The sequence below is a fragment of the Emticicia aquatilis genome, from assembly GCF_014644295.1.
GTDB lineage: Bacteria > Bacteroidota > Bacteroidia > Cytophagales > Spirosomataceae > Emticicia > Emticicia aquatilis.
This window is the reverse complement of sequence record NZ_BMKK01000002.1, coordinates 505,067-519,374: the sequence shown is the minus strand read 5'-3', so window position 1 is coordinate 519,374 and position 14,308 is coordinate 505,067. Positions and strand designations below refer to the sequence as shown.

7 protein-coding genes are annotated in these 14,308 nt (G+C 37.5%); 5 read left to right on the top strand and 2 right to left on the bottom strand.

What is annotated here, in order from left to right:
• Positions 1-2: 2 nt before the first annotated feature.
• On the bottom strand, positions 3-1,478 hold the full coding sequence (locus tag IEX65_RS06380) for a DUF1501 domain-containing protein (protein WP_188765184.1): 1,476 nt from the start codon (positions 1,476-1,478) through the stop codon (positions 3-5).
• Positions 1,475-4,228: a DUF1553 domain-containing protein gene (locus tag IEX65_RS06375; protein WP_188765183.1), complete on the bottom strand. Its 2,754-nt coding sequence runs from the start codon at positions 4,226-4,228 to the stop codon at positions 1,475-1,477. Before IEX65_RS06375 ends, IEX65_RS06380 begins: the two co-directional genes overlap by 4 nt.
• A 153-nt stretch (positions 4,229-4,381) precedes the next feature.
• On the opposite strand from IEX65_RS06375, the gene IEX65_RS06370 reads away from it, so the two are divergent.
• From IEX65_RS06370 to IEX65_RS06350, 5 genes are all read left to right on the top strand, one after another.
• Entirely contained in the window at positions 4,382-5,698 is a 1,317-nt protein-coding gene (locus IEX65_RS06370; RefSeq protein WP_188765182.1) for a Gfo/Idh/MocA family protein, read from the top strand.
• A 79-nt stretch (positions 5,699-5,777) separates the two neighbouring features.
• Positions 5,778-7,319 (top strand): S10 family peptidase, encoded by a 1,542-nt coding sequence (locus IEX65_RS06365; RefSeq protein WP_188765181.1) that lies wholly within the window; start codon positions 5,778-5,780, stop codon positions 7,317-7,319.
• A 263-nt stretch (positions 7,320-7,582) separates the two neighbouring features.
• Complete coding sequence (locus IEX65_RS06360) at positions 7,583-10,837, top strand: SusC/RagA family TonB-linked outer membrane protein (RefSeq protein ID WP_188765180.1); 3,255 nt, start codon at positions 7,583-7,585, stop codon at positions 10,835-10,837.
• A gap of 25 nt (positions 10,838-10,862) precedes the next feature.
• Entirely contained in the window at positions 10,863-12,626 is a 1,764-nt protein-coding gene (locus IEX65_RS06355; RefSeq protein ID WP_188765179.1) for a RagB/SusD family nutrient uptake outer membrane protein, read from the top strand.
• Between the two features lie 143 nt (positions 12,627-12,769).
• Positions 12,770-14,284 carry a c-type cytochrome domain-containing protein gene (locus IEX65_RS06350; RefSeq protein ID WP_188765178.1) on the top strand — a complete coding sequence of 505 codons (1,515 nt, stop codon included), beginning with the start codon at positions 12,770-12,772 and terminating at the stop codon, positions 14,282-14,284.
• Positions 14,285-14,308 lie beyond the last annotated feature (24 nt).

Below are 14,308 nucleotides of genomic sequence, written 5' to 3'. Positions count from 1 at the left end.
CTCTACAAAATCTCACGAATTACTTTCCCCGAAACATCTGTTAATCTAAAATTCCGTCCTTGAAATGGAAACGTAAATTGCTCATGGTCAAAGCCCATTACGTGCATAATTGTTGCTTGCAAATCGTGTATGTGAGTTTTTCCTTTTACTCCGTAATAACCAATCTCATCAGTTTCGCCGTGGGAATATCCTTTTTTGATTCCCGCACCTGCCATAAACATTGTAAAGGCATCAACATGGTGGTCTCGGCCTTTGAGTGGGGTATTATTATCACCAGCTCGGTTTTCCATCATTGGTGTACGGCCAAATTCTCCTCCCCAAACAATCAGCGTTTCATCCAAAAGTCCACGTTGTTTGAGGTCTTTTATGAGTGCTGTTATTGGCTTGTCAACGTACTCAACATTTCTACGTAAACCAATATCAACTCCGCTTCCTTCATCAGTGCCATGATTATCCCATCTGCGGTCGAAAAGCTGAATTACACGCACGCCTTTTTCAATTAATTTTCTTGCTAATAAACAATTATTGGCAAAACTGGCTTTGCCGACCTCAGTTCCATACATTTCGTGAATGTAAGCTGGTTCGGTCGAAATATCCATCGTTTCTGGTACCTCTGCTTGCATTCTAAACGCCATTTCGTATTGCGAAATGCGAGTGAGTGTTTCGGGGTCGCCAATTTCTTGATACGTCAGTTTATTGATTTTATTAATCGTTTCGATTGATTTTTTGCGGAGTTCAGTATTAATCGTATTTGGATTATTGATATAAAGCACAGGGTCTCCTTTCGACCTGCATTGAACGCCTTGATAAACCGATGGCAAAAATCCATTTCCCCACAAATATTTTCCTGCACTTGGCTCAGAACCAGACACCAAAACAACATAAGCAGGTAAATTCTGATTTTCAGAACCTAATCCGTAAGTAATCCACGAACCCAAACTTGGGCGGCCAACTCTCGCACTTCCCGTGTGCATAAAAAGTTGGGCAGGAGCATGGTTAAACTCATCGGTGTGCATGGCTTTCAAGAAAGTCAAATCATCGGCGAGTTCAGGCAAATGTTTGAAATAGTCCGAAAACCAAGCACCTGATTGGCCGTGCTGTTGAAATGTTGCTTGTGGACCCAGCATTTTGGGAGTTCCCTTAATAAACGCAAAACGCTTTCCCTCCAAAAGTGATGGCGGACAAAGCTGACCATCCAGTTTTGCCAATTCGGGTTTGTAGTCAAAGAGTTCGAGCTGCGATGGAGCTCCCTCCATGTGCAGAAATATGATATGTTTGGCTTTAGCAGGAAAATGCGGAGGTTTTACGGCAAAAGGGTTTTCTTCAACCGTTTTTTGTTCAGATTGAAAACAGCCACCGAGAATCGACGAAAGTGCAATTCCGCCCAAACCCGAAGTGCATTGTTTCAGAAAATGGCGACGAGTGTTGAAAGTGGCTTGCTCAAAAAAAGCTTCTTCAAAAATAGTTTTTCTGTTCATTTTGTAAGGAATTCGTCTAAATTCAACATTGTATTTGCCGTAAGTGTGAGAGCCAAAAGTTCGGCTTTGGTACTTTTTTTCTTTCTAAAATCCATTAGAGCATCGTTGTAAAGATTTTCGAGTAAAGCTGTTTTTGATTGACTCGGTTGTTTCTGAAAAATATGAACATAGCCTGCTCGAATTTTATCTCGTGTGGTTTTTGCTTGTGAAAGTTGCATTTTTAAGGCAATATTCTGAGCTGCGGCATAATAGACAGTATCATTAAGTGTGGTAAGTGCTTGCAAAGGTGTATTGGTGCGAACCCTTCTCGAAACACATACATTTCTTTGTGGACTATCAAAAGTAATCATTGAAGGATACGGATTTGTACGCCTCCAATAGGTATAAATGGCTCTACGAAATTGATTTCCACTTTTTTCTCTTCGCCAAGCACCATCTGTCGGGTTGGGTGGACGAACACTTGGCCCGTACATCGTCGGATTTAGCAAACCACTAATTGCCAAGGCTTGGTCACGAATTTGTTCTGAAGAAAGTCTCACTCGTGGGCCACGAGCCAAGAGTAAATTTCGTGGGTCTTTTGCCTCCAATTGCTTAGAAATCAATGAAGATTGCTGATAAGTGGCAGACATGACGATTGTTTTGAGTAAACTTTTTACTTTCCAATCATCATCATTCACGAACTTTACGGCCAGCCAATCAAGTAGTGCTGGGTGGGTTGGTTTTGAACCCATACTGCCAAAATCTTCTAAAGATTCCAAAAGTCCAGTTCCGAATAATTGTTCCCAAAAACGATTGACAATTACTCTTGATGTAAGTGGGTTTTGCTTGTTGACTAACCACTCTGCCAAACCGAGTCGATTTTTAGGGTAGTTTTTCATATTTGGCAAAATTGCTGGCACATCGGGCTGTACTTCGCTTCCTTTCATCATCCAATTTCCTCTAATGAAAACATGGGTTTTGCGGACTTTTTTTTGTGGGCGTTCGACCATGATTGGCGTTGCAATTGCATCAATCGTTGCCAATTTTTCAATCGAATCCTGTACAGTTTTTGGCAAAGTTCTGATTGGCATTTTGCTCGATTGTAGTTCCATCCAATCGAGGTGCATCAAATCTGTCCAGAAGTTTTTTCCTTTTCTAAAGACCAAATAAACATCATGTACACCTTTTGTTGGTTTTACTTTACCCGATGAAGTGGTATATTGATTCCACCTCGACCAACCCACATTTACCTCTTTTTCACTGCATTTTGTTTCTACTTTACTTATTAGTTCACCCTCAGAGCTTCCAAGTCTCATTTCAATGAAGGCATTTTCTGCTCCACTTTGGTAGCGATATTTTACTGTTTCAATATTAGTCAAATCAATGTCTTCATAAACAGTGTATGCACCTTCGGTAGTTTGCATGATTTCTTTCTGATTATTCCATAGTTCAATATGCCTACTCGTACTATCAAAAGATTCGGCTTCTATGCGATAAAAGCCCAATTTTCTCAGATAATCATTTGTTTTTTCTGCTAAAAGTGCTTTATCTGAATGTTTGATGTTTGAAAGATTTGCAGGAAGTTTTGAATTTATCCAGTTTGTAAGTCGAATTACATCTTCTTCTTTGTCTTTAGCATAAGTCTTGAAATGCGGCTTTTCGTTGTATAAGTCTCGGTCTTGTGTATTATTGAAAAAGGCCGCCAGTTTATAAAAATCTTCGTGGCGAAATGGGTCATAAGGGTGGCTATGACATTGTACGCAGGCCATTGTTGTTCCTTGCCAAACTTCCATTGTGGTAGAAACTCGGTCGATAACGGCCATATTTCTAAATTCTTCATCATTTGTTCCACCTTCGTCATTAGCCATGGTATTTCTGTGAAAAGCAGTAGCAATGTTGCGGTTTTCGAGTGATTCTATACTTTCGTTTGGTGTTTTTGGTAGTAAATCTCCTGCCAATTGATGAATCGTAAATTGGTCGAAAGGCATATCTTCGTTGAAGGCTTTTATCACCCAATCTCGGTATTTCCAAATACTGCGGTCGAGGTCTTTTTCATAGCCCTTTGAGTCGGCATACCGAGCTAAATCAAGCCACATGGAAGCCCAACGCTCGCCAAATGTAGGTGATTTTAGTAGTCTATCAACTTGTTTTTCGTAGGCATTCGGCGATTTATCATTCACAAAATCTTTTGTTTCTTGAAGTGTAGGCGGAAGCCCAATCAAATCTAAACTTAATCGACGTAGTAGGGTGGGACGGTCGGCTTCTTTTGAAGGAGAAAGACCTTCTTGCTTGAGTTTTTCAAATACAAAATTATCAATTTTATTTTTTGCCCAATCATTACCTACATTCGGAACAGTGATTGATTGTTGAGGTGGAGAATACGCCCAATGATTTTCCCATTTTGCCCCTTGATTTATCCACTTTTCAATTTTCCGAATCTCTTCATCTGTCAGTGGGTCTTTATCTTTTGGCATTCGTTCATCTGGGTCGTGTGATTTGATTCTTTTCATCACTTCCGAATTTTCAGTATCAAATGGGATAATTGCAAACTTCCCAGATTTAGCTTTTGCGTATGCTTCTTCAGGAAACAGCAGACTAAAGTTTCCGTTTTTCTTTACTCCACCATGACAGACGATACATTTTTTATTGAAAATCGGACGAATTTCTTCATTGTAACTGATTTGTTCAGTATCCCAATTTTTGTAAGTGAAATATAAGATTGCGATTGGCAACGCAATGATAAATACCCATTTCAAATACTGTATATTCATACGACTTTAAAAATGTATTATTCCAATGATAAATTGCACTAATATAATGATAAATTTGAGAAGTATTTTAAATTTTTTTAATAATTTTGAAGAATAAGATTTACTACAAGTTGTCTTTATGATTATACAACAACAACCCTAATCTAAATCAAAATGTCAACTGAAAACAACAATATTTCACGACGTGATTTCGTGACCAAAGCTTCATTTGCTTTAGGCAGTTTTATGATTGTTCCCCGACATGTTTTGGGCGGAATAAATGGCTCTCAATATTTAGCTCCGAGCGATGTCATCTCATTAGGTTTTATTGGTACTGGAAAACAGGGCAGAGGACTTACATCGTCTTTTCTCAATACAAATGAGGTTAGAATCGCTGCCATTAGCGAGGTCTATCAAGCCAAAGCTCAATTGGCACTCGACCGAATCAAGGCACATTATGAGAAAAATACTCAACTCGGTACGTATGCTGAAATTCCTGTATATCAAGATTTTAGAGAATTGTTGGCCAAAAAAGATATTGATGCGGTGGTAATTGCTACACCCGACCACTGGCACGCAGCCATAGCGGTGCGAGCGGCCGAAGCAGGAAAAGATATTTACTGCGAAAAGCCACTTTCTTTGACTGTGCGAGAAGGTCGTGCAATGGTCAATGCTGCCCGAAAACACAAAAGAGTTTTTCAGACTGGTAGTATGCAGCGTTCTTGGCCAGAGTTTCGTCAAACGGCCGAATTAATCAGAAATGGCTATATTGGTGAGGTGAAAAGCATTAAAGTAAATGTTGGAGCACCGCCAGTTGCCTATAATCTATCAGAAGAAAAATTACCCGAAGGACTTGATTGGACAAAATGGCTCGGCCCTAACGAGCCAGTTGTTTTTAATTCAGAATTAGCTCCTCCTACCTCAAAAGATGTGTTTCCGAATTGGCGTTTATACCGTGAATTTGGTGGAGGAATGGTTACTGATTGGGGAGCTCACATGTTTGACATTGTACAATGGTCACTCGGTATGGACGATAGTGGTCCAGTGGAGGTTTTAGCACCTGACGGAAAAGATATTAAGTTTCTGACTTATAAATATGAAAACGGTATAACGATGACCCACGAAAAATGGGATTGGAATAATGCCATTCATTTTGTGGGAACTGAAGGTGAGATTAAAGTTCAACGTAGAAAATTAGAAACAACGCCTGCTTCTTTAAAAGATAAAGTCATTGGCGAAACCGAAAAACACGTTTATAAATCTGATAATCACTATAAAGATTTTTTGGATGCAATGAGAAACCGCAGTAAACCGATTTGTGATGTTGAGATTGGCCATCGGACTGCTTCGGTTTGTAATATTGGTAATATTGCATATCGTCTGAACCGTTCATTAAAATGGAATCCTAAAAAAGAAATTTTTATTGATGATAAGGAAGCCAATGCTTTGCTTGGACGAACAATGAATAAAGAATGGGGAATAAAAATCTAAAATTTTAAATATATTTGGAAGTCGCTTTGCAAATTAGCAAAGTGACTTCCTTTTTTACTTCAATTAACAACCTCAACCAATGAAAATTAAATTTTTACCTTTAGTTTTTCTGAGTTTTTGTGCATTGGCACAGAATCAAGTTTCAAAAGCTCCATCTACTCCTGCGGCACCAGCTGCACCTAAAGAAGAAAAATCTTCTTCTTTGACAATTCCTTTCAATCCTGATTCGTATGTTACGACTGAACACGTAACGACCATCAAAGGCCAGAAAGTGCCATTTCAGGCAATGACCGGCACAATGCCAGTTTGGGATGAAGATGGCAAAGCAATCGCAGGTTTATTTTATACTTATTACGAACGCTCAGACGTAAAAGACAGAGCAAGCCGTCCATTAGTGATTTCCTTTAACGGTGGCCCAGGTTCGGCTTCGGTTTGGATGCACATTGCTTACACAGGCCCACATTTGCTCAATATTGATGATGAAGGTTATCCGCTTCAACCTTACGGAATCAAAGAAAATCCGTATTCAATATTAGATATTGCTGACATTGTTTTTGTAAATCCGGTGAATGCTGGTTACTCACGCCCAACAAGCAAAGATGTACCAACCTCAAAGTTTTTTGGAGTAAATGCCGATATTAAATATTTGGCCGATTGGATAAATACATTTGTTACACGTACCAATCGTTGGGCTTCACCTAAATATTTGATTGGCGAAAGTTATGGTACAACTCGTGTATCGGGTTTGGCTTTGCAATTACAAAATAGCCAGTGGATGTATTTGAATGGAGTAATTTTGGTTTCGCCAACCACACTTGGAATTGAGCGTGGGGCAGTTTCGGGAGCAGCTTTGAAATTACCGTATTTTGCGGCTACTGCATGGTATCATAAAATGTTACCCGCAGATTTGCAAAAGAAAGACCTAACCGAAATGCTTCCAGAAGTTGAAAACTTCACGATTAATGAACTTTTACCAGCTATTAGCAAAGGTGGTTTCTTGGAAGATGCCAAGAGAAAAGAAATTGCGGCTAAAATGTCGAGATACTCGGGGCTATCTGAAAGTGTAATTTTACAACAAAATTTAGATATTCCACTTGAATTTTTCTGGAAAGAACTTTTGCGAGAGAAAGGTTTCACCGTTGGGCGTTTAGATTCAAGATATAAAGGGATTGACAGAAAAGAAGCAGGCGAAAAACCAGATTTCAATTCTGAACTTACTTCGTGGTTACACTCATTTACACCTGCAATCAATATTTATTTAAGAAATGACTTAAATTATAAGACCGACCTTAAATATTATATGTTTGGACCAGTAAATCCGTGGGATAGAACTGGTGATAACACCGCTGAAAACCTGCGACAAGCAATGGCACAAAATCCATATTTGCACGTAATGGTACAATCAGGTTATTATGATGGTGCTTGCGATTACTTCAATGCTAAGTATAATATGTGGCAAATGGACCCGAGTGGCAAGTTAAAAGACCGTATGTCATGGAAAGGTTATAGGAGTGGCCACATGATGTATTTGCGACGAGAAGATTTGCAAACTTCTAATGAAGACATTCGTGAATTTATCAAAAAATCTCTTCCAAAGCCAAACCAACCAGCGAAGTATTGACAATAAATTTGTTGAATACTTCGCTTAAAATTTAATTGTTTTTCAGAAAAGTCATAATCTAAAGTTATGGCTTTTTTTGTTTTATAATGCCGCATTCGACAATATAAATATTCCAATATTTTTTGTAAAATAGCCAATTCTCAAACAATAATTAAATATTTTAGCAATGGCATGAATTTTTTTTAATAAAATTTAGATATTAAATTATTAATATTTTATCTTTGATTTCAAACATTTTCAAACCTAATCTTTTTTATTATTTTATGAAACACTCATACCCAATTCCTATTAAGGTAAGGGCATTGATGCTTTTGCTTTTCTTCACAAGCTCAATGGTTTTCGCCCAAAAAAAAATCACAGGTAAAGTAACAGATGCAGAGAGTGGTATTGGATTACCCGGTGCTACGATTCAAGTGAAAGGAACTAACAAAGGAACATCATCTGATGCGAATGGTGCATTTGCAATTGACGTACCTTCAGGTTCAACGCTCGTAATCTCGTCTATCGGTTATGTTGCAGTTGAGGAAGCGGTTGGTAATCGTTCAATCATCGATGTAGCTATGCAATCAGATGCTAAAGCTTTAAGCGAAGTGGTTGTAACTGGTTACGCAACTCAACGTAAGAAAGACATCACAGGAGCTGTAACAACAGTTAGTGCGAAAGAGTTAACGGCTCTACCATCGGCAAGTGTAACCCAAATGTTACAAGGTCGTGCTGCGGGTGTAACTGTTGGTAACGATAACTCTCCTGGTGGTGGTACAATGGTTCGTGTACGTGGATTTGGTTCAATTAACAATAATAGTCCACTTTATATTATTGATGGAACGCCAACTCAAGGAACACTCAACCAAATTAACCCTAATGATATCGAAACAATGCAAGTATTGAAAGATGCTTCTGCTGCTTCAATCTACGGTGCTCGTGCTGCAAATGGTGTTGTAATCATCACAACCAAGAAAGGAACTTCTGGTGAGCCGAAAATTACATTCGATATGTACACAGGTACACAACGTGTAGGCAAAACGCTTGATTTGTTAAATACTAAAGAACTTGGTGAATTATACTATCAGTCAGAGATAGGTGCTGGTAAAACTCCAGGTACTTCGCCGTCAGCTCAGTATAAGTTTTCTCCAACAGGTGAGCAAACAATTGCAGATTATATCTATCCAAACGTTTTTGGAGCATTACCTGCAAACTATACTTATACAAACGATATTAACGACCCGAAATTAGGTGTTACTGCTTTTAATATCACTAAAGCAAACAAAGAAGGTACAGATTGGCAACATGTAATTTTTGGCCCAGCTAAAATCCAAAATTATCAATTAGGAGCAACTGGTGGTTCAAAAAATGGTAAATATGCTATTTCTGGTAGTTATTTCGACCAAGATGGTATCTTGAAATACACTTCTTACAAGCGTTATTCAGTTAGAGCAAATACAGAATTTACTAAGAATCGTTTGACTTTTGGTGAAAACTTTACGGTCTCTTACGATGAAAGAGTGGGTGTACCTTCTGGTAACCAAAACGAAAGTAACCCAATTTCATTTGCGATTCGTATCCAACCAATCATTCCTGTATTCGATATTACTGGTGGCCCAGTAGCTCTTGGTGGTACAAATACTTCTGATTTGAATGGTTTTGCAGGAAGTCGTGGTTCTAACCTCGGTAATGCTCCAAACCCATTGGCAAGACAATGGCGTGAAAAAGATAACATCATTAAAGGTACTCACATCTTCGGTAATGTTTTCGCTGAATTAGCAATCTTGAAAGATTTGAAATTCCGCACAAGTTTAGGTGTTGAATTCAATAACTATAACTTCTCTCAATATTTAAACCGTGATATTGAAGCTGCTGAGCCTCGTAGTTCAAATAGCTTGACTGTATCAAATAACTTTGATAGAGCGATTACATGGTTTAACACTTTGAACTACAACAAAACATTTGGAAATCATACAATCAATGTTTTGGCGGGTACTGAAGCTGTTCAAACTTATGCTTTCGGATTTAGTGCTGCTCGTAGTAACTATGCGTTTGATGATATGTCTTATCGTTATCTTAACCTTGGTGCTGCTGCTGGTTTATCTAACTCTGGTGCTGGTGCAACAATCAGTGCATTATTCTCTCAATTCGGTAAAGTAAACTACTCTTACAAAGATTTCTTGTTGGCTGACGTAACTGTACGTCGTGATGGTTCTTCTCGTTTCTCACCAGCATACCGATATGGTGTTTTCCCTGCGTTCTCGTTAGGGGTTCGTATGACTGAGTTTGAATTTATGAAGAAACTGACTTTTCTTGATGATTTAAAAATTCGTGGAGGTTGGGGTAAAACTGGTAACCAATTGATTCCAAACGTATTTAATGCTTATACGCTTTATACGCCAGACCCATTGAACAATGCTTATGACATCTCAGGTTCTGGAAACTCAATTGCCAATGGTTTTGACTTAACGCAATTTGGTAACCCGAACGGAAGATGGGAAACAAATACTTCAACAAACATTGGTTTCGATGCGACTTTATTGAAGAGTAAATTAGAAGTTGTATTAGACCTTTATTCACGTATTACTTCAAACATGCTTACGCAAGTGCCGATTCCAAGAACAGCTGGTACAGGTTCAATTCCTTACGTAAATATTGGTGAAGTTAGTAACAAAGGTGTTGATTTGAATGTAACTTATCGTGACAAAATTGGTCAATTACGTTATTCAGTAAGTGGAATGATTAGCCACTACAAAAATAATGTTGTGAAATTGAATGATGACCCGAACGCTTCTATCTTTGGTTTCACTACTCGTCTCCCAGCAATCTCGTTGACTAAAGCAGGTTTACCAATCTCAAGTTTCTACGGATATATTGTTGATGGTGTAATCAAAGATGATGCTGAAGCTGCTGCTGCTCCTAAATTTGGTTCATATACAAGAGCTGGGGTATTTAAGTTTAGAGATGTAAATGGTGATGGTATCATTACTGCTGCTGATAAAACTATCATCGGTAATCCTCACCCAGACTTTACTTATGGTTTTAACATCAATTTAGGTTACAAAAACTGGGATTTAGCAATCTTTGCTCAAGGTTCTAAAGGAAATGATATTTTCAACTACCAAAAATTCTGGACAGACTTTAATACATTCCAAGGAAACCGTTCTAAAGATATGCTATACAATTCTTGGAAAAAACCAGGTGATGATGCTTTATTACCACGTTTGAACTCTCAAGATGGAACAAGTCAACAAATCTCTACATACTTTGTTGAAGATGGCTCTTACATGAGAATCAAGAATATTCAATTAACATACTCTTTCCCTGCGGCTTGGGTACAAAAAATCAAGTTGAGTTCAGCTCAAATTTATGTTCAAGGACAAAATCTTTTCACTTTCACAAAATACAAAGGTCTTGACCCAGATATTAATTTACGTAACTCAGGAACCGACAATCAAGATATTCACATGGGTATCGACGAAGGTGCATTCCCAGTTGCAAAATCTTATAACGTTGGCGTAAGAATTGGATTCTAATTGAAAAAACTATAAAAAAGATAAAATGAAAAAATTATTAATAATCGGCTTGATTGGAATAAGTCTTTCTTGTTCTGAGTCATTCTTTGACATTCAGCCTCAAGGTGCAGCCTCATTGGCTTCGCTGAGTAACAAAAATGGTGTAAACGCACTTTTAATTGGAGCATACTCTCTATTAGATGGTGTTGGTGCTGGCAATACTGGTCGTCAATCTACGATTTCAAATTATGTTTTTGGTGGAATTACAAGTGGTGATGCCGTAAAAGGCACTGACATCGGTGACCAACCTGAGCAAGAATATATTGAGCAGTACAACTGGTTATCTGATAATACATACTTCTTGGGTAAATGGCAACATTCTTATGATGGCGTGGCTCGTGCAAATGAAGCAATTCAATTATCGCAAAGTCCTGATGTTAAGGATATGACCGATGCTGAAAAAACTCAGATTGTAGCAGAAGCTCGTTTTTTACGTGGACACTATCATTTTGAAGCAAAGAAAATGTGGAATATGGTTCCGTACATTGATGAGAAAACCTATGTTGCATCAGACCCAAATTCTACAAAAATACCTAATGACCAAGATATTTGGCCAAAGATTGAAGCTGACTTCCAGTTTGCTGCTGATAATTTACCAGCAACTCAATCTCAAAAGGGTAGAGCTACAAAATGGGCGGCAAAAACATATTTAGCAAAAGCTTTGATTTTTCAAAAGAAATGGGCAGCAGCAAAAGCCTTATTGGAAGATGTTTACAAAAACTCTGGTAAGAAATTAATGCCAAATTACCACGATAACTACCGTAACATCACTAATAACAATGCAGAATCAATTTTCGAGGTTGAATTCTCAATTAATGATGGTACAAACGGTAATAATGGTAACGCTGGAGATAACCTTAACTGGCCATATTCTGCAAATGCCCCAGGTAGAGGATGTTGTGGATTCTATCTTCCATCGCAAAACCTCGTGAATGCTTTTAAAACTGATAAAGATGGTTTGCCAATGATTGGTTCTTCACCTGATGGAACTGCGGACACTTATAACCAAATTGATTTACCTAACGACCAAGGCTTAAAGTCTGACCAACCATTCAACTTAGATAAAACTGTTCCTGTTGACCCACGTCTTGATTGGACAGTTGGCCGTCGTGGTGTAAACTTCCTTGATTGGGGTCCAATGCCTGGTTATTCTTGGATTAGAAATCAAAACTATTCTGGCCCGTACACAGGTAAAAAATGGATGTATTACTTGGCTGACGAAGGTAGCTCAACTCACTCTACATCAAAACGTAACGTAAATAATAACTATCGTTTATTGAAAATGTCGTCTGTTATTCTTTGGTTAGCTGAGTGCGAAACAGAGTTAGGAAACTTACAAGCAGCAGAAGATTATATCAACATGATTCGTGTTCGTGCAAAAACTGGTTCAGTACAAGACCCAACTATCAATTATGTTGTAAATCCTTATCCAAAAGGTACATTTACTGCTAAAGGTGCAGATTATGCTCGTAATGCAGTTCGCATGGAAAACCGTTTAGAGTTTGCTATGGAAGGTCACCGATTCTTCGACTTAGTACGTTGGGGAATTGCTGAAAAATACTTGAATAAGTATGTTGCTGAAGAATCAGTTGATGGAAAAGACTTATCTGGTAGAACATATAATAAGCGTGGATATTTGAAAGGTAAAGTTTTCACGGCTAAAAATGCTTATTTCCCATTACCAAATGACGAAATTTTGAATAGCCAGAAAAATGGTCAACCTACGTTGAAACAAAATCCAGGTTATTAATTTTTTGATTAGCTTCGTTACCAAATTGCCAAAATGCTCATGTATTTTGGCAATTTTTTTTGTTTTTTATCTAACAAAATACTTTGATTCCTTTATTAAGATTTTTATTTTTGATAAACAGAATACTATTCAATCCTTCTTCTATGATTCATCTAACAATTTTTGAGTGGACTTCTTTTTTCGGAAGATTTCATCCACTTACAGTCCACCTTCCCATTGGCTTTTTGTTCTTAATTCTTCTTTTAGAGGTTTTAAATAAATTCAAAAAACTACAAATTAATTCAGAAATTATTAGCCTAACATTGCTCGTTACGGCCATTAGTGCAACATTGGCTTCGATTTTGGGTTATTTTTTATCTTTAGAAGGCGGATACAACGAAGAAATATTAGAAGAACACCAATTTCAAGGAATCGGGTTGGCTATTTTTTGCTGGATTGTATGGATTTTAAGCACAGATTGGCTTACATCAAAAGCTACTAAAGCTAAACTTTTCTATTTCCCCTCATTGATTTTTGCATTTGTATTAATGATTATAACTGGCCATCATGGTGGAAACCTAACACATGGTGAATCTTATTTAACCGAAAATATACCTTATCCTTTTCGTAGTTGGTTAGGGATGCCAGATAAAAGTGATATTCCTAAAAATGAAATTGCAACAAAGATTCAGAACCCGACTGAAGCTCAGGTTTATACAGACATTGTTAAACCAATTTTTAAACAAAAATGCGAGCAATGCCACAATGCAACAAAAATGAAAGGCGATTTGCGTATGGATGATGTTAAGCTTTTTATAAAAGGAGGGAAGCATGGTGTAATTTTCAAGGCGAATGATGTACAAGGAAGCGAATTTATCAAGAGAATCTTATTGCCCGAATCGGACGACGACCACATGCCTCCCAAAGGTAAAACACAAATAACTGAAGATGAACTTACAATTTTAAAGTGGTGGATTGAACAAGGAGCATCATTTGACAAAAAAGTTTCACAGCTATCAATTACTAATGAAGTTAAGCCAATTTTGGCAACTTTTGGTATAGGAAATAAATCGAATATTGTAGAAGTAAAACAAGATAAATATATAGTTGAAGAAAGAATTTTAGGTATTAATGTTGATGAAGTAGAAAAATCATCCATCGATAAAGTGAAAAAATCAGGTGGTTTAGTTTTGCCACTTTCTCAAAATAATAATTACGTTGAACTTACATTTTTGAATAATCCCAAACTTTCTGATGATGATGCTTCTTTGATTGCGATTGCACCCACTCAAACTTTGTGGTTAAAGTTGTCTAATACCCAAATAACTGATAAGTCTGTTGAGTTTATAGCGAAGCTTCCGAACCTTACCAGATTGCACCTGGAAAATACTAAGATTACCGATAACTCAATAAAATCGATTTCTACATTACAAAATCTTGAATATCTAAACCTCATCGGGACGAATATTTCGGATGCGTCAATTCAGAGTTTAAGCAAGCTTAAAAATCTAAAAAAACTTTATTTATGGAAAACAAAAGTGACAGAGAAGGGAGTGGAGAATCTTAAAAAAGCTTTGCCAAATTTAGTGGTAGATTTAGGGATAACACAACAACAAATGGCTGAACTTGAAAAAGCTAAAGCCAATGAAGTAAGCGATGATGTTTACAAGAAAAAATGAAGTGATAGTACAAGAAAAAAGGAT